Source organism: Mycolicibacter engbaekii, assembly GCF_002101585.1.
GTDB classification, from domain to species: Bacteria; Actinomycetota; Actinomycetes; order Mycobacteriales; family Mycobacteriaceae; genus Mycobacterium; species Mycobacterium engbaekii.
Genome location: NZ_LQOT01000043.1, coordinates 59,467 through 85,843, shown reverse-complemented (window position 1 = coordinate 85,843; position 26,377 = coordinate 59,467). Strand labels below are relative to the sequence as shown.

Sequence of the window (26,377 nt, the reverse complement as noted above, 5' to 3'; positions counted from 1 at the left end):
GGCGGCGTGAAACCCGCCGTTGACTCACCGCGCGCCGTGTTCGCAGCGGGCCTGATCGTTGCGGCGCAGGGCGCGGCCGCATGGATCGTCGCGGCGACGCTGGTGCTGCGGGCGCTGGCCGGAGCGGATCAGCACGCGGCCAACGGTTATGGCACGGCGGCGTGGTTCGCCCTGATCGGTGCCGCGGTCTCGGCAGCCGGCTGGGCGCTGCTGCGGGGCCGCCGGGCCGGGCGCGGCGTCGCGGTCTTCGCCAACCTGCTGCTGCTGCCGGTCGCCTGGTACCTCGGGGTCGGCTCGCACCGCTGGGGCTACGGCGTGGCGGTGGCGGTGGCGGCGCTGGCGGTGCTGGCGGCGCTGTTCAGCCCCGCGGCGCTGCGCTGGGCAGAACGACACCCATAGCCGACAGGATCGTGCCGAACTTCGTCGCGGTTTCGGCCAGTTCCTCATCCGGGTCGGATTCGGCGACGATCCCGCCGCCGGCATGGGCCAGCGCGAATCGCCGGTCGGCGGAGAGCTGCGCGCAGCGGATCGACACCACCCACCGGCCGTCGCCCGCGGCGTTGCACCAGCCGACGGCGCCGGCATAAAAGCCCCGGTCGCCCTCCACTTCGTTGATCAGCTCGACCGCCGCGGCGGTCGGCACCCCGCCGACCGCCGCCGTCGGATGCAGGGCCAGCGCCAGGTCCAGCGCGGTGGTGCCCGGGTCGCGCAGCCGGCCGCTGATCGGGGTGTTGAGGTGCCACACCGCGGCAGTACTGCTCAGCTGCGGCACCGCAGCCACCTCGAGGTCGGTGCACAGTGGCCCGAGGGCGGCACGCAGCTGGTCGACCACCAACTGATGCTCGTGGCGGTTCTTGCCCGAATCGGCCAGCGCCGCCGCGTTCGCGGCGTCCACGTCGGGGTCGGGGGAGCGTGGTGCCGAACCCGCGAAAGGCCGGCAGGTGATCCGGTCGCCCTCGCGGGCGACCAACAGCTCTGGACTGGCGCCCACCAGGACGGTGCCGGCGTAGTCGCCGCCGGCCGCGCTCAGGTCCACCAGGTAGCCATAGCCGCTGGGGTCGGCGGCCATCAGCCGCCGCAGGACGGTGCCGGCATCCACCGCGGCGTCGGCGGCCAGGCGCAGACCGCGGGCCAGCACCACCTTGTGCAGCGAATTGCCCGGTGCGCTCAGTTCATCCAGGGCCCGGCGAATGCGGTCGCGGTGCACCTCGGGTTGCGGAAGCTGCGCGGCGATGCGGATCGCCGGCAGCGCGGCACCGGGCGCCGGCGCCGGCGCATCGGCGCATCGCAGGCCATCCGGGACGAACAACGCCGCCGGGGCATCCGAGCGGAAAGGCAAGGCGCCCACCACAATCGGTGCCACGCCCGAACGCAGCGCCGCCTGGGCCGCGGCGACGTCTGCGAATCCGGTTGCCACCGCGTCAGCCGACACGGTCCCCGACGGTCCGGACAGCACGAATGCCGGGGTGCTCACGCGCGCGCTTCCGGCCCGGTCAGCCCCAGTGCCACCAGTTGGCGCACGCCGTGCTCGAACGCACAGACGGCCAGCGACGCCGCGCTCATCGCAAACCTCGCGCCATCGGCCAACGGCAGCTCGAGCCAACGGGTGATCAGCGCCCGGGAGAAATGGCCGTGCCCCACGAACACCACGTCACGCGTGGCCAGCTCCCGCAGCGCCACCGCGACCATTCGGTCGGCGCGGTCGCTGACCTGTGCCACCGTCTCACCGCCGGCACTGCCGTGCGTCCAGATCAGCCAGTCGGACTCGGTCTGGCGTATCTGGGCGGTGGTCAGCCCCTCGTAGCGGCCGTAGTCCCACTCGGCGAGGTCGTCGGAGATCTCGTCGACGTGCAGTCCTGCCAGCTCGGCGGTCACCTGGCTACGCCGGCGGGGGCTGCAGACGACCAGGGGGTTGGACAGCGCGAGCTCCGCCAGGAGCGCGCCGACGGCCACCGCTTGCCGCCGGCCCACCTCGGTCAGCTCGAGATCGGTACGCCCGGTGTGCCGACCGCTTCGGGACCACTCGGTTTCACCGTGGCGCAGTAGCAGAAGTCGGTGCTCCTCGATCCCCACGCCCGTCGATTCTGCCCCACGAAGGACATCGGCACCCGTTTGGTGCTCTGCGGCGCCGACCCGTGCCACTATGTCGGTGTGACGGGGATGCGGATCTTGGCGGTGGCCAATCAGAAAGGCGGCGTGGCCAAAACCACGACGGTGGCCTCGATCGGTGCGGCGATGGCCGAACTGGGTAAGCGGGTGCTGCTGGTCGACCTCGATCCGCAGGGTTGTCTGACCTTCTCGCTGGGGCACGACCCCGACAAGCTGCCGGTGTCGGTGCACGAGGTGCTGCTCGGCGAGGTGGAGCCCAGCACGGCGCTGGTGCCGACCGAGGAAGGCATGACACTGTTGCCGGCCAACATCGACCTGGCCGGCGCCGAGGCGATGCTGTTGATGCGGGCCGGCCGGGAGTACGCCCTGCAGCGGGCGCTGGTCAAGCTGGAAGACGAGTTCGACGTGGTCGTCATCGACTGCCCGCCGTCGCTGGGGGTGCTGACGCTCAACGGGCTGACCGCGGCCGGCGAGGTGATCGTGCCGCTGCAGTGCGAGACCCTGGCGCATCGAGGTGTCGGCCAATTCCTGCGCACGGTTGCCGATGTCCAGCAGATCACCAACCCGAAACTGCAGCTGCTCGGGGCGTTGCCGACGCTCTATGACTCGCGCACCACTCACAGTCGCGACGTGTTGCTCGACATCGCCGACCGGTACGGCTTGCCGGTGCTGGCGCCGCCGATCCCGCGGACGGTGCGTTTCGCCGAGGCCAGCGCGTCGGGCGCGTCGGTGATCGCCGGGCGCAAGAACAAGGGCGCGGTGGCCTATCGGCAGCTGGCGGAGGCGTTGCTCAAGTATTGGAAGAACGGCAAGTCGCTGCCGACGTTCACCCCCGAGGTCTGATCACCCCAGCGCGGCCACCGTGTCGCCGCGCTGCTCCAGCACCGTCGGGCCCGATACCCCGGGGAACACCGACGTCACCCCGGGCGGGCGGCTGACCGGGATGATCCGGTCGACGGCGCCGGTGCGCTGGTCGACCACGCCGACTCCGCCGGTGACCGGGATGAGCAGGCGCTCGCCCATCATGGCCGCCGGTCCCAGCGGGACCGCGGCACCCGAGGCCGGGACGGTGTAGCGGTAGGTCAGGGTTCCGGAGTCGAAAACCATCACCGAGTCGCCGGTCCACCAGCAGATCAACCCGGTGGGCCGCGATACCGGCAGCGCCGCGCTGGCGGCGGTGGGCTTGGCCGGGAGCAGGGTCTTGGCGATGGTGCTGCCGGTCTGGTCGACCACCTCGACCCGGGGGGTGGGGGTGGGCAGATAGACGGCGGTGTTGGTCCCGGAGTCCGAGTCGGTCACCGCGAGCACCCGCGCCCCGGAGTCGGCTGTCACGCCGGGCTGGGGGATGTGCTGGGTCTCGGGCTCGTCCTCTTCCTTCCCCGCACGCAGCAGAGTCAGCTGCAGGTCCTCGCTGCCCGCGCAGGACTCCAGCACCGAGACCGTTGATGACGCCGCCGCCGCCGAGACCAGGGTGCAGCCCTGCCCGAGGCCGCGCGCCGACGGTTTCACCCGTGCGTCGATCTCGCCGTAGGACAGCACCCGCACCAGGTCCGATCGCCACAGTTCCAGGCGGGTGGAGCCGGCCGAGAGCACCGCGCTGCCCTCGGAGGTGACCCGCACGCTGCGGTCGGCGTAACTGGTTCGCGCCGGTCCGCGCAGTCCCGTGGCCGCGACCACGGCGCTGACTTGGCCGCAGCCGCGCGAGTCCGGGTACACCGCGACGGCGTAGCGGTAGATCCAGGACACCGCACACAGCTCGACGCCGCGGGCAAAGCTCCAGCGTTCCTCCCCGGTCAGCGGATCCCGCCCGCTCATCCGGGGACCGTCGCCGGTGATGACGGTGCCCGACACCACCACCGGTGCCCAGGTTGCCGGGCTGGGCGCCGTCCACAGCTGCGACAACGCCGCTGGCACCATCGCCGCCGACGGGGGAATGGTTGCGGTGTCCGGAGCAGGTCGGCTGACGGTGGCGCGGGCGTCGCTGTTCCACCAGATGGCGACCCCGACAGCGGCGACCACGACCACGATCAGCGCCGCGGCGACCAGATCACCGAAGGTGCGGCGCTCGGGTCGTACCATGTGCGCCGCCCGGCTCAGCTGCCGTTCGCGGCAGCGGCAGCAGCAGGCTTGTTCGGGCGACGGCGCCGGCGACGGCGCGGCGCACTGGGGCCGGTGGCGTCGGCGCCGGAGTCACCGGATTCAGCGGCCTTCGGGGCGCCCTCGGCGGCGGCCTGACCGCCCCGGGTGCGCCGCCGGGAGCGGTTGGGGTTGCGCGGCGCGCGCTGGCGCTCGGCCGACGATTCGCGGGTCTCGTCCGCGTCCCGCTTGGCCGGTGACCGGCGGGTCTTGCCGACGGAGCCGCCGGCCTCGGCCGGAATGTTCAGCTCGGTGTAGAGGTGCGGGGAGCTGGAGTAGGTCTCGGCGGGGTCCGGGCAGCTCAGGTTGAGGGCCTTGTCGATCATCGTCCACCGGGCCAGCTCGTCCCAGTCCACCAGCGTGACGGCGACGCCGGTACGCCCGGCCCGCCCGGTGCGGCCGATGCGGTGCACGTAGGTCTTCTCGTCGTCGGGGCACTGGTAGTTGATCACGTGCGTGACGTCGTCGATGTCGATGCCACGGGCGGCGACATCGGTGGCCACCAGGACGTCGATGTCACCGGATCGGAACGCTGCCAGCGACTTTTCCCGGGCCACCTGGCCCAGGTCGCCGTGCACCGCGCCCACCTTGAAACCGCGCTCGTTGAGGTCGTCGGCGACCTTCTGGGCAGTCCTTTTGGTCCGGGTGAAGATCATCGTGGCGCCGCGGCCCCGCGCCTGCAGAATCCGAGCGACCAGTTCCGCCTTGTCCAGCGCGTGCGCCCGGTAGACGAACTGCTCGGTGGCGTCGTGCACGGCCGAGGAGTGCGGGGCCTCGGCGCGGATGTGGGTGGGCTGGTTCATGAAGCTGCGGGCCAGCGTGATGATCGGGCCGGGCATGGTCGCCGAGAACAGCATCGACTGCCGGTCGTCGGGGATGCGCGACAGAATCCGCTCGATGTCGGGCAGGAAGCCCAGGTCCAGCATCTCGTCGGCCTCGTCAAGCACCAGTACCGACAGGCCGCCCAGCTGCAGGTGTCCCTGCTGGGCCAGGTCGAGCAGTCGGCCCGGAGTGCCCACCACCACGTCGGCGCCGGCCTGCAGCGCCTCGATCTGCGGTTCGTAGGGCCGGCCGCCGTAGATGGCCTGCACCGACAGCGCACGGTCCCCGGCGGTCAGGTACTTGGCCGCGTCGGCGAGATCGCCGGAGACCTGGATGCACAGCTCACGGGTAGGCACCACGACCAGGGCGCGGGGCGCCCCCGTCAGTGGCCGGTCCGGGGTGGTGGTGACCCGCTGCAGCAGCGGGACGCCGAAGCCGTAGGTCTTGCCCATGCCGGTACGGGCCTGGCCGATCAGGTCGTCGCCGGCCAGGGCCAGCGGCAGCGTCAGCTCCTGGATCGCGAAGGCGTGCTCGATACCCTGTTCGGCCAGAGCGCGAACGATCTCTTCGCGAACGCCCAGTTCGGCGAAGCTCGGAGGGGTGGTGGGAACGGTCGTGGAAATCAGTGGGGTCATGCGCGGGCAGGTGCCTTTCGAAGTCGGCGCGGTATGTCAGTCGATCGCGGTGCGGGTCGGGGCGCACACACTGCGACGGTCGATACTTTGCCCATTTTCGGAGGCACCGCCGGGGGCCCTGCACTCGCCGAGTAGGCGGGCCAACCGCATGTACGCACATTGCGCGGCAGTGCCGAATAAGCACTGTCCACCGGACATACTACCTGGTCGGGCCGGGCAGCGGTCCACCGCTGCGCAACGCCTACAGTGAGGTGATGAATTCGGTTCCCTCCGCCGACGCCGAAGCGCAGTCCAGCCCGCCGCGGCTCTCCGCCGATCATCCCGGTATCAACGAGCTTTTCGCCGCCCTGGCCTATGGCGAGGTGGCCGCGTTCTACCGGCTCACCGAGGAAGCCCGGATGGCACCCGATCTGCGTGGCCGGATCTCGATGGCGGCGATGGCCGCCGCGGAGATGGGCCACTTCGAGCTGCTGCGCGAAGCCCTCGAGCGACGGAACGTCGACGTGGTGGCGGCGATGTCGAAATACGCCGGCGCCCTGGACAATTACCACCGGCTGACGATGCCCAGCACCTGGCTGGAGGCACTGGTCAAGACCTACATCGGCGATGCGCTGGCCGCCGATTTCTATCTGCAGATCGCCGACGGGCTCCCCGACGAGGTGGCCGACGTGGTGCGGGCGGTGCTCGCCGAGACCAAGCATTCGCAGTTCGTCCTCGAGGAGGTGCGCCGCGCGGTCACGGCCAGTGCCAGACAGCGCAGCCGGCTGGCACTGTGGTCGCGCCGGCTGCTCGGCGAGGCGATCACCCAGGCGCAGTATGTGTTGGCCGACCGTGACGAACTGGCCGATCTGGTGGTGTCCGGCGCGGCCGGGCTGGCCCAGCTGGCCGGGTTCTTCGACCGTCTGCAACAGACCCACGACGCGCGCATGCGCGAGCTGGGCCTGGCGTGACGCGCCGCGCCGGTCGCGCTGCGCCCGCCGGCGCCGGGCGAGCGTTCCGGCCCGGTATCTCCGAGGGCGAACAGCCGGTGCGCACCAACCCGGCGGGCGTCCACTAGCCTGCTTAGCAACGCCCAACGCGAATGAAAGGGGCCGGCGTGGAGGTCAAGATCGGGATTACCGACAGCGCGCGCGAACTGGTCATCTCCAGTGCGCAGACGCCCGATGAAGTCGAGAAACTGGTCGCTGACGCGTTGGCCACCGGTGCCGAGAGCGCCGGACTGCTGTCTCTCACCGACGAAAAGGGCCGCCGCTTTCTGGTGCAGGCCGCCAAGATCGCCTATGTCGAGATCGGTGTCGCCGACAGTCGCCGGGTCGGTTTCGGGATCGGTGCCGGCGACGCCGTCAGCGGGTAAGCGGCACGTGTGACAGGCCGCCCCAGGCGAAGGCCACCGTCCCGTCGACGGCGTCTTCCTTGGAGATCGGGCGGTCACTGTCCAGCCAGTACCGGGCGCAGTCCACGCTGATCGCGACCAGTCCCACCGCGACCATCCGGGCGCGGTGCGGGTCCAGGCCGGAGTCTCGGCTGACCAGGTCGAAGATCGCATCGATGCAGGACTCGGTGGCCACCCGCACCTGGACCGCGACCTGCGGCTCGGCGACGTTGTCGTTTTCGAAGATCAGCCGGTAGCCCTGGCTGTCGTGCTCGATGAAGTCGAAGAAGGCCTGCACCGCCGACCGCAGCCGCTGCCGGTTGTCGGTCGTGGTCCGCAGGGCCTGACGCACACCGGAGACCAGGTTGTCCACGTGCCGGGCCAGCACCGCCAGGTACAGCTCCAGTTTCGACGCGAAGTGCTGGTAGAGGATGGGCTTGCTGACGCCGGCCCGCTCGGCGATCTCATCCATGCCGGCCGCGTGGTAGCCGCGGTCGACGAAAACGTCACTGGCGGCGATCAGCAGCTGGCCGCGGCGTTCGTCGCGGGGCAGGCGGCTGCCTCGGCGGGCGTTGGCGGCCGGTGCCTTGGCGCCGCCCCCGCGGCGGTCGGCCGGACCGGAGCCGTCTCGCTCAGCCGTGTCGATCGGTTTGCTCATCGACTCCTCAATCTGGTTCGGCCGGACGCCGGGGACGGGGCCCGCGACGGCCGGTGCGTGACAGCGAGACTACGCGCTGGGCCCGTCGCATCCACCAGCGACATCCGCTAAAGGGCTGTTGAAGGCCGTTTCGGAGGCCTCGTGGGGGCCCCTCCTGGCGTGCCGAAGAGTCCCAGCTCGCGCAGGCTGTGCCATTCTGGGACGGTGACCTACGACCCGGGGCGGAGCGGTGGTCGAGCCCCGGTGCTACGAGACCGCTTCCGCGAGCCGCTACGCGCCCAGCGCGACCCGCTGGCGGCCGGCGCCGGGCGGGTGCGGTCCGACCGAGACGTGCACCGCCAGTGGCGCAAACAGACCTGGCTGGGCAGGTTCGTGTCCACCTACGGTTGGCGCGCCTACGCGCTGCCGGTGCTCATGGCTCTGACCGTCGTGGTGGTGTACCAGACCGTCACCGGTACCGGCGTGCGCACCCGCGCCGCCGACGACCAGGTGCAGGGGCCGCCGACCATCGGATCGGCGGGCACCTCGATCATCGGTGCACCGCCGCGTGGCCTGACCCAATTCGACGTCAACCTCCCGACCGGGGTGCTGCCCAACGGCGGCCCCTTCACCGAAGCCGGTGACATGACGTGGCGCGTCATACCCGGTACGGAGGCGCCGTTCGGCCAGGGCACCGAGAAGGTCTTCGCCTACACCATCGAGGTGGAGAACGGCATCGACACCACCGCGTTCGGCGGGGACGAGGCATTCGCCCGGATGGTCGACCAGACGCTGCGCAACCCCAAGGGATGGACGCACGCGCCGCAGATCGGCTTCATGCGGATCGACGGCAGCAGCCCGGTCCCCCCCGACTTCCGCATTTCGCTGACCTCGCCGATAACGGTCCGGGAAGGCTGCGGGTACGAGATTCCGCTCGAGGCGTCCTGCTACAACCCGTCCTATGGGGCGAGGTCGGAGCCTCGGGTGTTCATCAACGAGGCGCGGTGGGTTCGCGGAGCCGTGCCCTTCCAGGGCGACATCGGGTCCTATCGGCAGTATCTGATCAATCACGAGGTGGGTCATGCCCTCGGCTATCAGCACCATGAGCCGTGCGAGAAGCAGGACGGGCTGGCGCCGGTGATGATGCAGCAGACCTTCGGAACGTCCAACGACGATGCGGCGAAGTTCGACCCCGACTGGGTCAAACCGGACGGCAAGACCTGCCGGTTCAATCCCTGGCCCGCACCGATCGCCTGAGCGAAGACCCCCGTCCGGGGAAGCTTCGCACCCGGTTTGTCGTTGCCCCCATCAGCTGCTGTGATTGGCGGACGCGACGTTGAGGAGACTGCCCGGTGCCGATATCACTGCCGCCGCTGGTGGAGCCGGCCGGTGAGCTGACCCGAGATGAGGTGGCGCGCTACAGCCGGCACCTGATCATCCCCGATGTCGGCGTGGTGGGGCAGAGGCGGCTCAAGAACGCCCGGGTGCTGGTGATCGGTGCCGGCGGGCTGGGGGCGCCCACGCTGCTGTATCTGGCCGCGGCCGGGGTGGGAACGCTCGGGATCGTCGACTTCGACGTCGTCGAGGAGTCCAACCTGCAGCGCCAGGTCATCCACGGCGTCACCGACGTCGGCCGGGCCAAGGCCGAAAGCGCCCGGGACTCCATCGCCGAGATCAACCCGCTGGTGCAGGTGCAGCTGCATCAGGTGCGGCTGGAGGCGTCCAATGCCGTCGAGCTGTTCTCCCAGTACGACCTGATCCTGGACGGCACCGACAACTTCGCCACCCGCTACCTGGTCAACGACGCAGCGATCCTGGCCCGCAAGCCGTACGTGTGGGGATCGATCTTTCGGTTCGAAGGCCAGGTGTCGGTGTTCTGGGAGAACGCCCCGGGCGGCCGGGGACTGAACTACCGCGACCTGTACCCCGAGCCGCCGCCGCCGGGAATGGTGCCCTCATGTGCCGAGGGCGGTGTGCTCGGTGTGCTGTGCGCCTCGATCGGCTCGGTGATGAGCACCGAAGCGATCAAGCTGATCACCGGCATCGGGGAGCCGCTGCTGGGCCGGCTGATGATCTATGACGCCCTGGAGATGAGCTACCGCACCATCGCGATCCGCAAGGATCCCGCCACGCCTCCGATCACCGAGCTGGTCGACTACGACGTGTTCTGCGGCGCGGTCTCCGACGAGGCTGCCGCAGCGATCGCCGGTTCCACGATCACCCCGGTCGAGCTGCGGCAGCTGCTGGACTCCGGGCAGCCGTTGGCGCTGATCGACGTGCGGGAACCGGGCGAGTGGGCGATCAACCGCATCGAGGGGGCGCAGTTGGTCCCGCAATCGACGATCAACAGCGGCGAGGGGCTGGCGCAGTTCCCGCAGGACCGAATGTCGGTGCTCTACTGCAAGACCGGTGTCCGCTCGGCGGAGGTTCTGGCCGTGCTGAAGGAGGCCGGATTCGCCAACGCGGTGCATCTGGGCGGTGGAATTGTGGCGTGGGCCAACCAGATGCAGCCCGACATGGTGATGTACTAGCGCCACAGCGGGGACAGCCGCGGCTTTCGGGCCGGGTGACCCGCCGCGCCCGGCTCCGCCGTGGTTGCGTTCCCCGTGATTAATGGCGGTGACCCGCCGCGCCCGGCTCCGCCGTGCTCGCGATCACCGCGGTTAGTCTGATCGCGTGACCGTTGAGCCGCCGCCCGAACATGTGCTGGCGACGTTCGGGATTCGCAACATCGACCCCGCACCGCTGGGGGCCGGCTGGGAGAACGGCTGGAAGTGCGGTGAAGTGGTCCTGTCGATGGTCGCCGACCATGCCCGGGCCGCGTGGTCGGCGAAGGTGCGCGAGACCCTGTTCGCCGACGGCATCCGCCTGGCCCGCCCGGTGCGTTCCACCGATGGGCGCTATGTGGTGTCGGGGTGGCGGGCCGACACCTATGTCGCCGGCAGTCCCGAGCCCCGCCACGACGAGGTGGTGTCGGCGGCGGTTCGGCTGCACGAGGCCACCTCGCCGCTGGAGCGGCCACGCTTTTTGACCCAGGCGCCGGTGGCGCCGTGGGCCGACGTCGACGTGTTCATCGCGGCGGACCGGGCGGCCTGGGAGGAGCGGCCGTTCGCCTCGCTGCAGGCCGGTGCCCGGCTGGCCCCGGGTTCGGTGGACGGTCAGCGGTCGATCGATCTGATCAACCAGTTGGCCACCTTGCGTAAACCCACCAAGAGTCCCAGCCAGCTGGTCCACGGCGACCTGTACGGAACGGTGCTGTTCTCCGGTGCGGCGGCTCCCGGCGTCACCGACATCACCCCGTACTGGCGCCCGGCGTCGTGGGCGGCCGGGGTCGTGGTGGTGGATGCCCTGTCGTGGGGCGATGCCGACGACGGGCTGATCGAGCGCTGGGAGACACTGCCCGAGTGGCCGCAGATGCTGCTGCGCGCGTTGATGTTCCGCCTTGCCGTCCATGCGCTGCATCCGCGCTCGACCGAGGAGGCGTTCCCCGGGTTGGCGCGCACCGCGGCGCTGGTGCGCCTGGTGCTGTAGCGTTCGGCCGCCCGCGCCGCTCGCCCGTTCGCGCCGAACGTGTACTCAGGTCGGGATTTCGGCCAGTCTTTCGGGCTGAGTACACGCTCGGTGAAAGTGGCGCCGTCAGAACCGATGTCGCCGCGCACGCAGATCGACTTTGCCGTCCACCGCCGGCACTCCTTCGGCGCGAAGACGCTCCAGTTGTTCGGCGCTCCGGGGCGCCGACGGCCGGCCCGACGCCGGAACCACCCGGTGCCAGGGCAGGTCGGCGCCGTCGGTCCGCAGAATCCAGCCCACGATGCGGGGACTGGAAAGCCCCGCCGCGCAGGCGACATCGCCGTAGGTGGTGACGCGGCCGGCCGGCACGCCGGCGATCAGGGCCCGTACCAGCTCGACCTGGTCGTCGGTGACCGCCACGGCCCGGCCTCCTAGCGGTGCGCCAGCTGGGCGCGGATCACGGCGGCGGCCTCGGCCGGGCGGGCCTGGTCCACCATGTGATTGCAGTCGAAGTCCACCAGCTCGAACTTCGCGCCCGGCCGCTCGCGCAACGCATCGATCAAGGGCTGTTGGACGTAGGGCGGCGAGGTGCGGGTGGCCCGCACCAGCGTGGTCGGCGTCGCCGGGGGAACCACGACGGGGCGGGCCAGCTCGCTCCAGTAGGCCATCACCGCGGGAACGCTGATCCGCCAGCCGACGCGGCCGCCCGGCAGCGTGACCAGATGCGCCTCGAGTTCGTCGTCGAGGCGAGCGGGATCCACATCGGCCCACGCGCCGTGCTCCTTCTCGGCGCGCGCCTCGGCGGGATCGGGGTAGTCGGGCGAGGCCAGCATCGCGGCCGCGATCGTCGCCATCCACTCGCCGTCGAGGCCGGCCGCCGGGTCCAGCAGGGTCAGCGTGTCGACCAGGTCGGGCCGTGCCGCGGCCAGCTGCAGCGCTATCGCGCCGCCGAAGGAATGCGCCACCACCGGAACCGGGCCGGCCGCGGTGCGCTCCAGCAGCGCCGCCAGCGCGGCGACGTTGGCGTCGATGGTCCACGGGGCCGCCCACGACGAATGCCCATGGCCGATCAGGTCCGGCGCGGCGACGGCGACGTCGGGAAGATGCCCGGCCACATATCGCCAGCGCGCCCCGTGACCGGTCAGGCCGTGGATCGCCAGCAGCCCCACCGGGCCGGCCGGGCCGTAGCGGTGCACATGGAGTCGATGATCGGGATTCACCCGTCGATGGTGCCAGCCGCGCCCGCACTTGTCAGAGGGCAGTGCTCTCATAGCGGCATGCCACAGCACTGGGGATCCGATGCCGCGCAGGTCGCCGCGGCGCTGAATCCGGGCGCGCGTGGCGTCTTGCAGGTGCGCGGTGGTCCGGGCACCGGCAAGACCAGCCTGCTCGTGGAGGTGGCCACCGCGCACGTCGCCGCGGGCGCCGACCCGAATTCGGTGCTGCTGCTGACCGGCTCGGGCCGGCTTCCCGCCAGCGACCGGGGAGCGCTGACCGCGGCGTTGCTGGCCGCCGGGGGGCCCGCGGCGGGCCGGGCCATCCGGGAACCGCTGGTGCGCACCGTGCACGGCTACGCCTTCGCGGTGCTGCAACGCGCCGCGAAGCGGGCAGAGGCCACCCCACCGCGGCTGGTCACCGGGGCCGAACAGGACAGCGCCATCCGCGAACTGCTCGCCGGCGACGGCGCCGGGGCCTGGCCGCCGTCGTTGCATGCTGCCCTGGCCACCGACGGCTTTGCCACCGAACTGCGGGATCTGATGGCGCGCTGCGCCGAACGGGGCGTGGACCCGGCGGATCTGACCCGATTGGGCCGGCGGTTCCGCCGCCCGGAGTGGAGCGCCGCGGGCCGGTTCGCCCAGCAGTACGAGCAGGTGATGTTGCTGCGGGCCGCGGTCGGTACCGCGGCGCCCCAGGCGACCACGCCGGCGCTGGGAGCGGCGGAATTGGTCGGGGCGGCGCTGGAGGCCTTCGCCACCGACCCGGACCTGCTCATCGAGGAGCGCAGCCGGATCCGGTTGTTGCTGGTCGACGACGCGCAGCAACTCGACCCGCAGGCGGCCCGGCTGGTGCGGGTGCTCGCCGCCGGCGTGCAGCGGACGGTGATCGCCGGGGACCCGGATCAGGCGGTGTTCGGATTCCGGGGTGCCGAGCCCACCGTCTTGTTGGCCGATGACCTACAGCCTGGCGGAGCGCAGGCCCCGGTGGTGACGCTGACGACCTCCTACCGATGCGCCCCGGCGGTGGCCCGGGCGGTGCGCGCCGTCGCCGGGCGACTGCCCGGTGCCGGCGCATGCCGCGGGTTGCAGGGCACGGGGCCCGATGGCGGGGCGGTGAGTGTGCACCCCGCGGGCACCGGCCAGGCCGAGGCGACGCTGATCGCCGACATTCTGCGGCGCGCCCACCTTATCGACGGCGTGCCCTGGTCGCAGATGGCGGTGATCGTGCGGTCGGTGCCGCGGGCGGCCATGCGCCTGCCGCGCACCCTGGCAGCCGCGGGCGTGCCGGTCACGGTACCGGCCAGCGGTGCGTTGCTGGCCCAGCAGCCGGCGGTGGCGGCGCTGATCACCGTGCTGCAGTGCACCGCCGACGGTGTGGACGGTTCCCGCGCGCTGAGTCTGCTCAGCGGGCCCATCGGCCGGGTGGACCCGATCTCGCTGCGCCAGCTGCAACGCACGTTGCGCCGCAGTACGGCCCGCCCGGATGCGGCGGCCGACCCCGACGACCGCCTGGCGGCGGTGTTGACCGGGCCGCCCGGCGAGCTGCCGGCCGCGCAGAGCCGCGCGCTGCGCCGGGTTCGTGCGGTGCTGCAGGCCGCGGCCCGCAGCCACGCCGAGGGCCGCGACCCACACCACACGCTGTGGCAGGCGTGGAATCGGTCGGGCCTGCAGCAACGCTGGCTGGCGGCGGTCGAGCGCGGCGGCCCGGCCGGCGCGCAGGCCGACCGCGATTTGGAGGCGGTGACCGCCCTGTTCGAGCTCGCCGAGCAGTACGTGGCGCGCACCGCGGGCGCCACCGTGGCCGGGCTCGTCGAGTACGTCACGGCCATGCAGCTGGCCGCACCGCGGACCGAAACTCCCGCGGCGGGCATGGAGGCCGTCGCCGTGCTCAGCGCGCATGCCGCGCTCGGCCGCGAATGGGATCTGGTGGTCATCGCCGGTGTGCAGGAAGGGCTGTGGCCCAACACCGTTCCGCGTGGCGGTGTGCTGGGAACCCAGCGCCTCCTGGACACCCTGCACGGGTTCGGTGAAGAGGTCTCGGCCCGGGCTCCGCTGCTTGCCGAGGAGCGGAGGCTGCTGGTGTCCGCCCTGGGCCGGGCGCGGCGCCGGCTGGTGATCACCGCCGTCGACGGCGACGGCGACGGCGGCGACGAGGAACAGATCCCGTCGGAGTTCTTCACCGAACTGGCGGCCTGCGCCACCGCGGATGCTCCTGCGTCGCCGGTGTCGCCGGTCCTGGCCCCGCCGGTGCTGTCGGCCGCGGGACTGGTGGGCCGACTGCGTGCCGTGGTCTGCGCGCCGGAAGACATCGTCAGCGATGCCGAACGAGCTGACGCGGCAAGGCAATTGGCGAGGCTTGCCAGGGCGGGCGTGCCCGGCGCGGACCCGCAGAGCTGGTACGGCCTGGCGCCGGTGAGCACCGAGGAGCCGCTACGGCAACCGGGTGCCGGCCCGGTCACGCTGTCTCCCTCGGCTCTGCAGAGCCTGCTGGACTGTCCGCTGCGCTGGATGGCCGAACGCCACGGCGGCACCGACGGCCGCGATCTGCGTTCGACGATCGGATCGATGATTCACGCTCTGGTCGCGCAATCCGGCGACAGTCCGCAGCAGCTGCTCGCCGAGCTCGACCGGGCATGGCAGGAGCTTCCGTTCGCCTCGCCGTGGTATTCGGCCAACGAACACGACCGGCATCGCGCCATGATCGAGACGTTCCTGCAGTGGCGAGCCCAGACCCGGGGCGAACTCACCGAAGTCGGAACCGAGGTGGCCTTCGACGGCGTGATCGACGCCGGCGACGGCGTGCGGTTGCGCGGCCGCATCGACCGGGTCGAGCGCGACGCCGCCGGGCGACTGGTGGTCGTCGACGTCAAGACCGCCAAGACCCCGGCGGGCAAGGACGACGCACAACAACACGCACAGCTCGCCGTGTATCAGCTGGCCGTGGAAGCCGGTCTGATCGGGGCGGACGAGCAGCCCGGCGGAGCCCGGCTGGTCTATCCGGCCAAACCCGGGGCGGCGGGAGCCACCGAGCGCGAGCAGGACCCGCTGACGCCCGAAACCGGCGACCAATGGCGGGAGCGCATCGCACAGGCGGCTGCGGCCACCGCCGGGCCGACGTTCACCGCCCGGGTCAACGACGGGTGCCGGCACTGCCCGGTCCGGCCGATCTGCCCGGCCCACGACGGAGGCTGCGGCGCATGACAACCCGCTATGAGCCCGGCGAACTGGCGGCCGCGCTCGGACTGCACCAGCCCACCGAGGAACAGGCCGCCGTGATCGCCGCGCCGCCGGGCCCCCTGGTGGTGATCGCCGGCGCGGGCGCCGGCAAGACGGAGACGATGGCCGCCCGGGTGGTGTGGCTGGTCGCCAACGGCTACGCCGACCCCGGCCAGGTCCTGGGGCTGACCTTCACCCGCAAGGCCGCCGGCCAGCTGCTGCGCCGGGTCCGCTCCCGGCTGGCGCGGCTGGCCGGTGCCGGACTGATGCCCACCGAACCCGGCTCGGGAGCAGACGGTGCCGCTGCCGCGGCGGCGCCCGTCGTGAGCACCTACCACGCCTTCGCCGGGGCGCTGCTGCGCGAACACGGACTGCTGCTCGGCATCGAGCCCGACACCCGGCTGCTCACCGAGACGGGGCTGTGGCAGATGGCCTTCGACGTGGTCAGCAGCTATCCGGGGGAACTGCGCACCGATCGTGATCCCGCCGCGGTCACGGCCATGGTGTTGCGGCTGGCCGGCCAGCTGGCTGAACACCTGGTGGACACCGACGCGCTGCGCCACACCCATGGGGAGCTCGAGCGGCTGGTGCATACCCTGCCTCCGGGCCCGCGCCAGCGAGCCGAACCCAACCAGACGCTGCTGAAGATGCTCGACATCCAGACCGAGCGGGCCGAGCTGGTGCCGTTGATCGACGCACTGCACCAGCGCATGCGCGCCGAACGGGCCATGGACTTCGGCGCCCAGATGTCCACCGCCGCTCGCCTGGCGCAATCCAACGAAACCGTCGGTGCCCGGCTGCGCGCCACCTACCGGGTGGTCCTGCTCGACGAGTACCAGGACACCGGGCACGCCCAGCGCATCGCACTGTCGTCGCTGTTCGGGGGCGGCGCCGACGACGACCTGGCCCTGACCGCCGTGGGCGACCCCATCCAGTCGATCTACGGCTGGCGGGGCGCCTCGGCCACCAACCTGCCCCGATTCGCCACCGACTTCCCGCTCTCCGACGGCAGCCCGGCGCCCACCCTGGAGCTGCGGACCAGTTGGCGCAATCCGCCCGAAGTGCTGCACCTGGCCAACGAGATATCCCAGGAGGCCCGCCGGCGCTCGGTGACGGTGCAGTCGCTGCGGCCCCGCCCGGCGGCCCCGCCGGGCGACGTGCGGGTCGCGCTGCTGGGCGATGTGGCCGCTGAAGTGCAGTGGGTCGCCGAGGCCCTGCAGCAGCGCTACGGCAAAGCCGCCGCCGAGGGTGTGGCCCCGCCCACCGCCGCGGTGCTGGTGCGGCGCAATGCCGATGCTGCGCCGCTGGCCGAGGCGATCCGTGCCCGCGGCGTCCCGGTGGAAGTGGTGGGGCTGGCGGGCCTGCTGTCGATTCCGGAGGTGGCCGACCTGGTCGCGATGCTGCGGCTGATCCAGGAGCCGACGGCTGGTGCGGCGGCCCTGCGCGTGCTGAGTGGATCGCGCTGGCGGCTGGGCGCCGCCGATATCGCCGCGCTGTGGCGACGTGCCGCCGAGTTGGCCCGCCCCGAGGTGGCCAGTGCACCGGCCTCTGCCGCAGAGATCGCCGCCGGCGCCGGGTCCGACATCGACGCCCCCTGTCTGGCCGACGCCCTCGCCGATCCGGGCCCGGCGCAGCGTTATTCGACCACCGGCTACCGGCGCATCATCGCGCTCGGCGAAGAGCTGACGATGCTGCGCAGCCATCTGTGGCATCCGCTGCCCGACTTGGTCGCCGAGGTGCGCCGGGTGCTCGGCCTGGACTGCGAAGTGATCGCCGCGCAGCCGGTGGCGGCGGGAGCATCCGGCACCGAACAGCTGGACGCCTTCGCCGATGTGGTGGCCGGTTACGCCGAGGCGATGGCGAAGCCGGCGCCCGGGCAGGGCGGGCTGTCGTCCTGGGGGCCCGGCCCCGGAGGCGGCGGTGCACTGGCGGGGCTGCTCGCCTACCTGGACGCGGCAGCGGTGGTGGAGAACGGGCTGGCCCCGGCCGCGCCGGCGGTGGCCGCCGACCGCGTGCAGATCCTCACCGTGCATGCGGCCAAGGGACTGGAATGGCAGGTGGTCGCTGTTCCGCACCTGGTGTCACGGGTGTTTCCGTCGACCGCCTCGCGCCGCAGCTGGCTGTCCGACGTCGGCGAGTTGCCACCGCTTCTGCGCGGTGACCGGGCCCAGCCCGGCACCGAGATCGTCGAAGGCGTCCCGCTTCTCGACACCGGTGCGGTGACCCACCGAAAGCAGCTGACCGACGCGATCTCCGAACATCAGCGCCGCCTGGACCAGCGACGGGTCGATGAAGAGCGCCGGTTGCTCTACGTTGCCGTCACCCGGGCCGAGGACACCTTGCTGGTCTCCGGTCACCACTGGGGCATGGGCGAGACCAAGCCACGTGGCCCGTCGGCCTTCCTCGATGAGATCAAGGCGGTGATCGATGAGTCGGCTGCTGCCGGTGCACCCTGTGGGGTCATCGAGCACTGGGCGCAGGAGCCGGCCGCGGGGGAGCAGAACCCGTTGTGCGCCACCGCCGCCGAGGGAATCTGGCCGGCGGACCCACTGGCCGGCCGGCGGGGTGGCGTCGAGCGCGGTGCGGCTCTGGTCGCCGCGGCGTTGCGCGACGGCGAACCTCACGACGACGACAGCCCCTGGGCCGCCGACGTCGAGGCGCTGCTGGCGGAGCGGTCGGCGGCGGCGACGCGGCACGCCGGCGTCCTGCCCGGCCAGCTTTCGGTGAGCGGCCTGGTCGAGTTGAGCCGCGACCCGGCCGGGGCGGGGCAGCGCCTGAGCCGGCGGCTGCCCGCCAGACCAGACCCTCATGCCTTGTTGGGCACCGCGTTCCACGACTGGGTGCAGCGGCTCTTCGGGGCCGAGCGGCTCTTCGAATTGGAGGACCTGCCCGGTGCCGCCGACGCCGACACCGCCCGTGCCGATGCGCAGGAGCTGGCCCGCCTGCAGGAGGCCTTCCTGGACTCGGCGTGGGCTGCCCGCAGTCCGGTCGCCGTGGAGGTGCCCTTCGAGATGGCGATCGGCAGCCGCGTGGTGCGCGGCCGCATTGACGCGGTCTTTGCCGACCCGGACGGCGGTGTCACCGTGGTGGATTGGAAAACCGGTGCTGCTCCGGACGGGCCGGAGGCGCGCCGGCACGCCGCGGTCCAGCTCGGCGTCTACCGGCTGGCCTGGGCGGCGATGACCGGCTGCCCGGAAGCTCAGGTGCGGGCCGCCTTCCACTACGTGCGGTCCGGGACCACCGTCGTGCCCGACGATCTGCCCGAACTGGCCGAGCTGGCCGCGCTGCTCACCGACTGACGGCGCGGGTGGCTACAGTGGGTCCGTGCGTCAGGTGCGACCGATGACCGCCCACCGTGGCGGGAGCTAGCTGGCGGCGGCTGCGTCGTCTCGATGAGACGCTGACCGCCCAGCCCAGCCACGCCCTCGTCGGCGTCCTGCGCATCCCCCAGGGGCGCTCCAGTCCTGGCCGCATCGTCTACCGGCGCACCGCCATTGCCCTGGCGGCGCTGCTGGTGTCCACGCTGCTCGTCTACGTCGACCGCGACGGCTACCAGGACGTCCAAGGCGACCGGTTGACCTTTCTGGACTGCCTCTATTACTCGGCGGTGACCCTGTCGACGACGGGGTACGGCGACATCACGCCCATCACCGAGTTCGCCCGCATGATCAACGTCTTGATCATCACCCCGCTGCGGATCGCCTTCCTGATCCTGCTGGTCGGAACGACCGTGGAGGCGTTCACCGAGACGTCGCAGCAGGCATTCCGCATTCAGCGATGGAGGAGAAGAGTGCGCGACCACACCATCGTCATCGGCTATGGCACCAAGGGCAAGACCGCGATCGCCGCGATGCTCGGCGACGACGAGACCACCCCCAGCGACATCGTCGTGGTGGACAGCGACCGCGCCGTGCTCGACCGCGCCAAGAGCGCCGGGCTGGTGACCGTCGACGGCGACGCGACCAGGTCGGATGTGCTGCGGCTGGCCAGCGCCCAGCGCGCGGCGGCAATCGTGGTGGCCACCGGTTCGGACGCCACCGCGGCGCTGGTCACCCTGACGGCCCGGGAGATCGCGCCGCAGGCCACCATCGTCGCGGCGATCCGGGAGGCCGAGAACCAGCACCTGCTGGAGCAGTCCGGGGCCAACTCGGTGGTGGTGTCCTCGGAGACCGCCGGACGGCTGCTCGGTATCGCGACCACCACGCCCAACGTGGTCGAGATCATCGAAGACCTGCTGACCCCCGACGCCGGCTACGCCATCGCCGAACGGCCGGTGGAGCAGCAAGAGGTCGGCGGGTCGGCCAAGCACCTCAACGAGATCGTGCTGGCCGTGGTCCGCGACGGGCGTCTGCTGCGCCTGGACACCCCGGAGGTGGATGTGATCGAGGCCGGCGACCGGTTGCTCTACGTGCGTACGGTGGGCAACCAGTGACGGCCGCAGGCGCGGCCACGCCGGCCGCCGGGACCGCCCGCATGCCGGTGACGGCGCGGCGCGGGGGTCGATGATGGGCACCTTCGAACTGCGCCAGGTACCCCTGCTGTCGCGGATCGGGGCCGACCGCGCCGACCAGTTGCGCACCGACACCGACGCGGCCGCCGCCGGATGGCAGCAGGCCGCGCTGCTGCGGGTCGATCGCCGCAATCAGGTTCTGGTCGCCGACGGACGGGTGGTGCTGCAGCAGGCAGCAGAGCTGGGCGACACCCCGCCCCCGGATGCGGTGTTCCTGGGCCGCATCGCCGACGGCCGGCACGTCTGGGCCGTGCGTGCGGCGCTGCCGGCCCCGCCCGGGGCCGACGTTTCGGTGCTGGACATCCGTTCCGTGGGCGACGTCATCGACGACGTCAGCGCCCAGCTGGTGTCTTCGGCTATCGCGTTGCTGAATTGGCATGAGAATGCCACGTTTTCGCCGGTCGACGGCACACCGACCAAGCCGGCGCGCGGGGGATGGGCGCGGGTCAATCCGATCACCGGCGCCGAGGAGTTCCCCAGAATCGATCCCGCGGTGATCTGTCTGGTGCATGACGGGGCCGACCGGGTGGTGCTGGCCCGGCAGCACAACTGGCCGCTGCGGATGTTCTCGCTGCTGGCCGGGTTCGTCGAAGCGGGCGAATCCTTCGAGGCCTGCGTGGTCCGTGAAGTCCACGAAGAGATCGGGCTGACGGTTCGCGACGTGACTTACCTGGGCAGCCAGCCGTGGCCGTTCCCCCGCTCGCTGATGGTCGGCTTCCACGCCGTCGCCGACCCGGGGCAGACCTTTGCCTTCAGCGACGGCGAGATCACCGAGGCGGCGTGGTTCACCCGCGACGAGGTGCGGGCAGCGCTGTCCGCCGGCGCCTGGAACAACGGCGATCCGAATGCGAAACTGCTTCTGCCCGGCTCGATCTCGATTGCCCGGACGATCATCGAGTCCTGGGCCGAATCGGGCTGAGCGCCGGTTCTAGCCGCCGAGGCTTTCCAGCTTCGCCTTGACCTCACGCCCGGTGGGGTTGGTCAGCGTGGAGCCGTCGGCGAAGCGCAGCGTGGGCACCGTGCGGTTGCCCCCGTTGGCCGAGGCGACGAACTCCGCGGCGGTGGGGTCGAGCTCGATGTCGATCTCCTCGTAGGGGATCTCGAGCTTCTTCAGCGCCGCTTTGAGCTGCCGGCAATAGCCGCACCACCGGGTGGTGTACATCACGAGCTGGTTCATAACTGTCCAAACGTAGTCGGTCGGGTAGGGATTCCTCGAATCGGCGTCAGGGGTCGTCGGAGGTGCCTGCCAAGATGGACGCCATGGATGCGCTCATCGCCGGCCTGGACGAGGAGCAGCGCGCTGCGGTACTGGCGCCCCGCGGCCCGGTGTGCGTGCTCGCCGGGGCCGGAACCGGCAAGACCCGCACCATCACCCACCGGATCGCCCAGCTGGTCGCCGCCGGTCACGTCGCGCCCAGCCAGGTGTTGGCGGTGACGTTCACCCAGCGTGCCGCCGGCGAGATGCGGTCACGGCTGCGTGCGCTGGGCGCGGCGGCCGGTGGGGGAGCGGCCGCCGGCGTCGCCGGAGTGCAGGCGCTGACCTTCCACGCGGCCGCTCGCCGGCAACTGCGCTACTTCTGGCCGCGGGTGGTCGGCGACACCGCCTGGGAGCTGCTGGACCGCAAGTTCGGGGTGGTTGCTCGCGCCGCCGGGCACGCCGGCCTGCGGCTGAGCAACGACGACGTACGCGACGTGGCCGGCGAGATCGAATGGGCCAAGGCCTCGCTGATCGGGCCGGAACAGTATCCCGGGGCGGTGGCCGCAGCCGGCCGGGACATCCCGTTGGACGCGGCGAAGCTGGCCGACGTCTACGCCGGTTACGAGGCGCTCAAGGCCCGCGGCGAGGTGGCGATGCTCGACTTCGACGACCTTCTGCTGCACACCGCCGCGGCCATCGAGAACGACGCGGCGGTGGCCGCGGAATTCCGGGATCGCTACCGCTGCTTCGTCGTCGACGAATACCAGGACGTCACGCCGCTGCAGCAGCGCGTGTTGTCGGCCTGGCTGGGGGAGCGCGACGACCTGACCGTGGTCGGCGACGCCAACCAGACCATCTACTCGTTCACCGGAGCCTCGCCGCGCTACCTGCTGGACTTCACCCGCCGGTTCCCCGACGCGGTCCTGGTACGCCTGGAACGCGACTACCGCTCCACCCCCGAGGTGGTGTCGTTGGCCAATCGGGTGATCGCCGCCGCCCGGGGGCGGGTGGCCGGCAGCAAGCTGAAACTGATCGGTCAGCGCGAGTCCGGCCCGGCACCGGTCTTTCGGGAATACCCCGACGAGGTCGCCGAGGCCACCGCGGCGGCCAAATCCATCGCCCGGCTGATCCACGACGGCGTCGCGCCGGCCGAGATCGCCGTGCTGTACCGGATCAACGCGCAGTCCGAGGTCTACGAGGAGGCTCTCACCGAGGCCGGGGTCGCCTACCAGGTCCGCGGCGGCGAGGGGTTCTTCACCCGCCAGGAGATCCGCCAGGCGCTGGTCGCCCTGCAGCGGGCCGCGGAACGAGAGGGCGCGCGCGGCGAAGCCGGGGGCAGCGGGCCGGCGCTGTCGGTCCTGGTGCGCGGCATTCTCGAACCGCTTGGCCTGACCGCCGAACCACCGAGCGGGGCCACGGCGCGCGAGCGCTGGGAGGCGCTGGGCGCGCTGGCCGAACTGGTCGACGACGAGGTGGCCCAGCGACCCGACCTCGACCTGCCCGGGCTGGTCGCCGAACTGCGGGTACGCGCCGACTCCCGGCACCCACCGACGGTGCAGGGGGTCACCCTGGCGTCGCTGCACGCCGCCAAGGGGCTGGAGTGGGACGCGGTGTTTCTGGTCGGCCTGGCCGACGGCACGCTGCCCATCTCCCATGCCCTGGCCCACGGCGCCGACAGTGAGGCGGTCGAGGAGGAGCGCCGCCTGCTGTATGTGGGGGTGACCCGGGCCCGGATTCACCTGACCCTGAGCTGGGCGCTGGCCCGCGCCCCGGGCGGTCGGGCCGGCCGTAAACCGTCGCGCTTCCTCAGCGGTATCGCTCCGCAGGCCGACGCCTCCACCGCACCGGCCAAGCGCCGGTCCCGTGGTGCCCCAAAACACTGCCGTGTCTGCAACAAGGCGCTGGTCACTCCGGCGGCCATCATGCTCAGCCGCTGCGAGACCTGCGCCGCAGACGTCGACACCGACCTGCTGGTGGCCCTCAAGGACTGGCGACTGCGGACCGCCACCGAGCTGAAAGTGCCCGCCTACATCGTCTTTTCCGACAACACCTTGACCGCGATCGCCGAGATGCTGCCCGGCGACGAGGCCGCCTTGGTGGCCATTCCGGGTATCGGAGCGCGCAAGCTGGAACAGTTCGGCTCCGACGTGCTGGAGATGATCCGCAACCGGGGCTGACCGCGGTGCTGGAGGAAATTCGGTTGTGGGCCGGTGCACCCAGCGGTTACCCTTCGAACCCATGACCACGATCAGCGTCCTGTGGGTACGCCCGGCCGGCGCGCGCCATGGCGCCGCTGCCCAGGCGGCGGCGCGTCACGCCGCCGCCGAGTCCGTGCATCGGGGTTCGCCTTAGGGCCGCTTCGCCCCAGCCACCCGATGGCCACGGACCCAACCAGGATCCGTGGTCATTTTTTTGTTTTCGGCCAGCCCGCCTTCCGGCCCGGATCCGACCATCACGAGCCGACCGGAAAGCAGGTACACCATGTCGAGAACACTTCAGCTGCCGTGCACGGGCGACCCCGACCTGTGGTTCGCCGAGAACCCGGCCGACCTGGAGCGGGCCAAGGGGCGCTGCGCTGGGTGCCCGATTCGCGAGCAGTGCCTCGCAGCGGCGTTGCAGCGCGGCGAACCGTGGGGCGTCTGGGGCGGCGAGATCCTCGACCGGGGCAACGTGGTGGGCCGCAAGCGGCCCCGCGGCCGGCCACGTAAGCAGCCCCTGGCCGCCTAGGTCCGGCAGGCTCAGGCCGACGGCTCGGCCAGGACCTCTTCGGGGTGGGCGAAGCCCGGCACCAGTTCCTCGGAGATCCGCCTGGTCGGCACATGCGCGTCGAGCTGGCACAGGATCGCCGTGGTGGAGCCGAGCACCCGCATCGGCATCGCCAGCTTGGGCGGCAGGTCCAGCTGGCGGGCGGTCTTGAGCTGCTCCACCGGCCGCTCCAGCTGCTTGCCGGCCATCCGCATCAGCCACCTGCGGGTGTAGTGGAACACCTCGACCTGGACCGGTTCGACGTGCTGGCGCAGCATCTCGTCGATCTCGCGCACGGAGACGTCCTGACCCTTCTGGATGAAGCCGCCCTGGCGCATGACCGCGATGACCTTGTCGTAGTCACCGTCATGGGCAAACCGCACGGCCGCACCCAGTTCCGGGGGGAACCCGCCGGGCAGGGGCGCGACCGCGCCGAAGTCGATGATGCCCATCCGGCCGTCGGGCAGCAGCATGAAGTTGCCGGGGTGCGCGTCGCCGTGGATCAGCTCCAGCCGGCGGGCCGCGTCCCAGGTGAATTCCGCCAGCCGGGTGCCCATCAGGTCACGCTGCTCGACTGTGCCGTTGCGGATGATCTCGCCCATGCCGATGCCGTCGATCCACTCCTGGATCACCGTCTTGGGGGCACTGGCCACCACGTTGGGGATGAGGAAGTGCGGGTGGCCGGCGTAGGCCTTGGCGAAGATGCGCTGGTTGTCGGCCTCCAGCCGGTAGTCCAGCTCCATCTCGGTGCGCTCGATCAACTCGTCGACGACGGCCTTGACATCCACGCCGGGCGCCAGCTGCTTGAAGACGCCGGTCAACCGGCGAATCGTCTTCAGGTCCGCGCGCAGCGCCTCGTCGGCGCCAGGGTACTGGATCTTGACCGCTACCGGGCGGCCGTCGGCCCACACGGCCTTGTGCACCTGCCCGATGCTGGCCGAGGCGATCGGGGTGTCGTCGAACTCGGTGAATCGTTCCCGCCACTTGGTGCCCAGCTGGGCGTCGAGCACCCGATGCACCTTGTCCGCGGGCAGCGGGGGCGCGTCCTTCTGCAGCTTGGTCAGCGCCTCCCGGTAGGGCTCGCCGAACTGTTCGGGGATGGCTGCTTCCATCACCGACAGGGCCTGGCCCACCTTCATGGCGCCGCCCTTGAGCTCACCCAGGACGGTGAACAGCTGGTTGGCGGCCTTCTCCATGAGCTCGGCAGTGACGTCGTCCTTGGACTTGCCGGTCAACCGCTTCCCGAACCCGAGCGCTGCCCGTCCGGCGAAGCCGACGGGCAGGCTGGCCAGCTTCGCATTGCGCGCCGCGCTACCGCGTTTGATCTCTGACACGTCTCTATCATCCACGACGTTGTTGTGGCGCCGGTCACCGCGTTGATAATCGCTGGTGGCGCATGCCAGCTCAGCAGTCGCACAGCGGATGCCGAATCCAGTGGCGGGTCAGGATCGATCCGTTCGCCAGATCCAGTTCCAGGGTGGCGTCCAGCGTCGGTGGGGCCGGGCCGGCCGCGTTGCCGCGCACCGCCGCCACCACCTGGTCGACCTGGCTCAGCGCCAACGCCGCTGTCGCCAGCACCGTCGCCCGGTCGGCGGGCGTCACGGTGTGGCGCAGCTGGGCGGCCACCGCGGGCCACGCGCCGTCCCGGTCCCGCCGGTGCAGGTCTGCGCAGCCCAAGCAGCTGGTGACACCCGGCAGCACCAGCGGGCCGACCACGCCGGTTCCGTCGCGCACCCGTACCGGCAGGTGGGCCACCCGCTCGGCGTGCAATTCGCGCACCAGCCGCGGGTCGGGGACCAGATAGTCCGCCAGCACCACCAGATCGGTCCCGGCGGTGCTGATGCGGGCATGCGACTGACTGCTGCGCCGGACCACCGCGCTGGTGCACCGCAGCGATTCGACCAGCAGATCTGACAGGGGACCCCGGCCATGCACCCGCAGCGCCACGGCGCGGCAGCGGCGGCGCGTCCCACCGCCGCGGACCGCCACCCGCGCGGTGACCAGCGCGCTCAGCAGGCCGTCCAGTTCGTCGTCGTCCACGTTGCCGTGGGCCGTGGCCTGGTGACGCAGCGCGGCAGCGGTGATCGGAAGCTGCATCGCGCGTAGCAGGGCGGCCAGCGCGGACGCGGTCAGCCCGCGAGGTGGGCGCACCAGCACAGCTCGCCGCGGATCCCACCCGACCTGCACCGTCCCGTCGGGACGCAGCAACACCGGCAGCGCCGGGTCCAGGGTGTAGGTATCGGTGGACACGGTCTGACCCTGGCATGGCC

23 protein-coding genes are annotated in these 26,377 nt (G+C 71.5%); 13 read left to right on the top strand and 10 right to left on the bottom strand.

Going from position 1 to position 26,377, the window contains the following annotated elements; genetic code table 11:
• Positions 1-6 precede the first annotated feature (6 nt).
• On the top strand, positions 7-399 hold the full coding sequence (locus AWC02_RS13855) for a hypothetical protein (RefSeq protein WP_207568058.1): 393 nt from the start codon (positions 7-9) through the stop codon (positions 397-399).
• Here AWC02_RS13855 and AWC02_RS13850 read toward each other — a convergent pair.
• The gene (locus tag AWC02_RS13850; RefSeq protein ID WP_085129332.1) at positions 359-1,474 is read right to left on the bottom strand and encodes an isochorismate synthase; all 1,116 of its coding nucleotides are present in this window, start codon (positions 1,472-1,474) and stop codon (positions 359-361) included. The genes AWC02_RS13855 and AWC02_RS13850 overlap by 41 nt on opposite strands.
• A complete protein-coding gene (locus AWC02_RS13845) occupies positions 1,471-2,073 on the bottom strand; it encodes an acid phosphatase (protein WP_085129331.1) in 603 nt (200 codons plus the stop codon). The genes AWC02_RS13850 and AWC02_RS13845 overlap by 4 nt, the downstream gene beginning before the upstream one ends.
• Before the next feature lie 87 nt (positions 2,074-2,160).
• On the opposite strand from AWC02_RS13845, the gene AWC02_RS13840 reads away from it, so the two are divergent.
• Positions 2,161-2,952, top strand: coding sequence for a ParA family protein (locus AWC02_RS13840; RefSeq protein WP_109561011.1), 792 nt, complete (start codon positions 2,161-2,163; stop codon positions 2,950-2,952).
• On the opposite strand, the gene AWC02_RS13835 is transcribed toward AWC02_RS13840, so the two are convergent.
• Both AWC02_RS13835 and AWC02_RS13830 read right to left on the bottom strand, forming a co-directional pair.
• A complete protein-coding gene (locus AWC02_RS13835; protein WP_085129330.1) occupies positions 2,953-4,188 on the bottom strand; it encodes an Rv3212 family protein in 1,236 nt (411 codons plus the stop codon). It abuts the gene before it with no gap.
• Positions 4,189-4,202: 14 nt separating this feature from the next.
• Positions 4,203-5,702 carry a DEAD/DEAH box helicase gene (locus AWC02_RS13830; protein WP_085129329.1) on the bottom strand — a complete coding sequence of 500 codons (1,500 nt, stop codon included), beginning with the start codon at positions 5,700-5,702 and terminating at the stop codon, positions 4,203-4,205.
• Between the two features lie 254 nt (positions 5,703-5,956).
• Here AWC02_RS13830 and AWC02_RS13825 point away from each other — a divergent pair, with 254 nt between their 5' ends.
• Together AWC02_RS13825 and AWC02_RS13820 are read left to right on the top strand one after the other, a co-directional pair.
• Positions 5,957-6,652, top strand: coding sequence for a ferritin-like fold-containing protein (locus AWC02_RS13825; RefSeq protein WP_085129328.1), 696 nt, complete (start codon positions 5,957-5,959; stop codon positions 6,650-6,652).
• A 146-nt stretch (positions 6,653-6,798) separates the two neighbouring features.
• Positions 6,799-7,056 (top strand): DUF3107 domain-containing protein, encoded by a 258-nt coding sequence (locus AWC02_RS13820; protein ID WP_085129360.1) that lies wholly within the window; start codon positions 6,799-6,801, stop codon positions 7,054-7,056.
• On the opposite strand, the gene AWC02_RS13815 is transcribed toward AWC02_RS13820, so the two are convergent.
• Positions 7,046-7,732, bottom strand: coding sequence for an HTH-type transcriptional activator FasR (locus AWC02_RS13815; protein ID WP_085129327.1), 687 nt, complete (start codon positions 7,730-7,732; stop codon positions 7,046-7,048). The genes AWC02_RS13820 and AWC02_RS13815 overlap by 11 nt on opposite strands.
• A 204-nt stretch (positions 7,733-7,936) precedes the next feature.
• On the opposite strand from AWC02_RS13815, the gene AWC02_RS13810 reads away from it, so the two are divergent.
• The 3 genes from AWC02_RS13810 to AWC02_RS13800 all read left to right on the top strand — a co-directional run bounded on the left by AWC02_RS13810 (position 7,937) and on the right by AWC02_RS13800 (position 11,242).
• Entirely contained in the window at positions 7,937-8,968 is a 1,032-nt protein-coding gene (locus AWC02_RS13810) for a DUF3152 domain-containing protein (protein ID WP_109561008.1), read from the top strand.
• Between the two features lie 95 nt (positions 8,969-9,063).
• Complete coding sequence (gene moeZ, locus AWC02_RS13805; RefSeq protein ID WP_085129325.1) at positions 9,064-10,242, top strand: adenylyltransferase/sulfurtransferase MoeZ; 1,179 nt, start codon at positions 9,064-9,066, stop codon at positions 10,240-10,242.
• A 145-nt stretch (positions 10,243-10,387) separates the two neighbouring features.
• On the top strand, positions 10,388-11,242 hold the full coding sequence (locus AWC02_RS13800) for a TIGR02569 family protein (RefSeq protein WP_085129324.1): 855 nt from the start codon (positions 10,388-10,390) through the stop codon (positions 11,240-11,242).
• A gap of 105 nt (positions 11,243-11,347) precedes the next feature.
• Here the strand turns inward: AWC02_RS13800 and AWC02_RS13795 are convergent, their stop codons facing one another.
• Together AWC02_RS13795 and AWC02_RS13790 are read right to left on the bottom strand one after the other, a co-directional pair.
• Positions 11,348-11,641: an MGMT family protein gene (locus AWC02_RS13795; RefSeq protein WP_085129323.1), complete on the bottom strand. Its 294-nt coding sequence runs from the start codon at positions 11,639-11,641 to the stop codon at positions 11,348-11,350.
• 11 nt (positions 11,642-11,652) lie between these two features.
• A complete protein-coding gene (locus tag AWC02_RS13790) occupies positions 11,653-12,441 on the bottom strand; it encodes an alpha/beta fold hydrolase (protein ID WP_237160467.1) in 789 nt (262 codons plus the stop codon).
• 57 nt (positions 12,442-12,498) lie between these two features.
• On the opposite strand from AWC02_RS13790, the gene AWC02_RS13785 reads away from it, so the two are divergent.
• The 4 genes from AWC02_RS13785 (at position 12,499) to nudC (ending at position 21,083) form a co-directional block, all read left to right on the top strand.
• Complete coding sequence (locus AWC02_RS13785) at positions 12,499-15,639, top strand: ATP-dependent helicase (RefSeq protein WP_085129321.1); 3,141 nt, start codon at positions 12,499-12,501, stop codon at positions 15,637-15,639.
• A complete protein-coding gene (locus AWC02_RS13780; RefSeq protein ID WP_085129359.1) occupies positions 15,636-18,953 on the top strand; it encodes an ATP-dependent helicase in 3,318 nt (1,105 codons plus the stop codon). The genes AWC02_RS13785 and AWC02_RS13780 overlap by 4 nt, the downstream gene beginning before the upstream one ends.
• A 56-nt stretch (positions 18,954-19,009) precedes the next feature.
• On the top strand, positions 19,010-20,086 hold the full coding sequence (locus tag AWC02_RS13775; protein ID WP_085129320.1) for a potassium channel family protein: 1,077 nt from the start codon (positions 19,010-19,012) through the stop codon (positions 20,084-20,086).
• Between the two features lie 73 nt (positions 20,087-20,159).
• Complete coding sequence (nudC, locus tag AWC02_RS13770) at positions 20,160-21,083, top strand: NAD(+) diphosphatase (RefSeq protein ID WP_237160466.1); 924 nt, start codon at positions 20,160-20,162, stop codon at positions 21,081-21,083.
• A 9-nt stretch (positions 21,084-21,092) separates the two neighbouring features.
• Here the strand turns inward: nudC and AWC02_RS13765 are convergent, their stop codons facing one another.
• Positions 21,093-21,341, bottom strand: coding sequence for a mycoredoxin (locus AWC02_RS13765; RefSeq protein WP_207568057.1), 249 nt, complete (start codon positions 21,339-21,341; stop codon positions 21,093-21,095).
• 74 nt (positions 21,342-21,415) lie between these two features.
• Here AWC02_RS13765 and AWC02_RS13760 point away from each other — a divergent pair, with 74 nt between their 5' ends.
• Together AWC02_RS13760 and AWC02_RS13755 are read left to right on the top strand one after the other, a co-directional pair.
• Complete coding sequence (locus AWC02_RS13760) at positions 21,416-23,539, top strand: ATP-dependent DNA helicase UvrD2 (RefSeq protein ID WP_085129318.1); 2,124 nt, start codon at positions 21,416-21,418, stop codon at positions 23,537-23,539.
• Between the two features lie 304 nt (positions 23,540-23,843).
• Entirely contained in the window at positions 23,844-24,089 is a 246-nt protein-coding gene (locus tag AWC02_RS13755) for a WhiB family transcriptional regulator (protein WP_085129317.1), read from the top strand.
• Between the two features lie 11 nt (positions 24,090-24,100).
• Here AWC02_RS13755 and AWC02_RS13750 read toward each other — a convergent pair whose 3' ends face one another.
• Together AWC02_RS13750 and AWC02_RS13745 are read right to left on the bottom strand one after the other, a co-directional pair.
• The gene (locus AWC02_RS13750; RefSeq protein ID WP_085129316.1) at positions 24,101-25,456 is read right to left on the bottom strand and encodes a macrolide-binding ATPase MABP-1; all 1,356 of its coding nucleotides are present in this window, start codon (positions 25,454-25,456) and stop codon (positions 24,101-24,103) included.
• A 55-nt stretch (positions 25,457-25,511) separates the two neighbouring features.
• Positions 25,512-26,357, bottom strand: coding sequence for a TOMM precursor leader peptide-binding protein (locus AWC02_RS13745; RefSeq protein WP_207568056.1), 846 nt, complete (start codon positions 26,355-26,357; stop codon positions 25,512-25,514).
• Positions 26,358-26,377 lie beyond the last annotated feature (20 nt).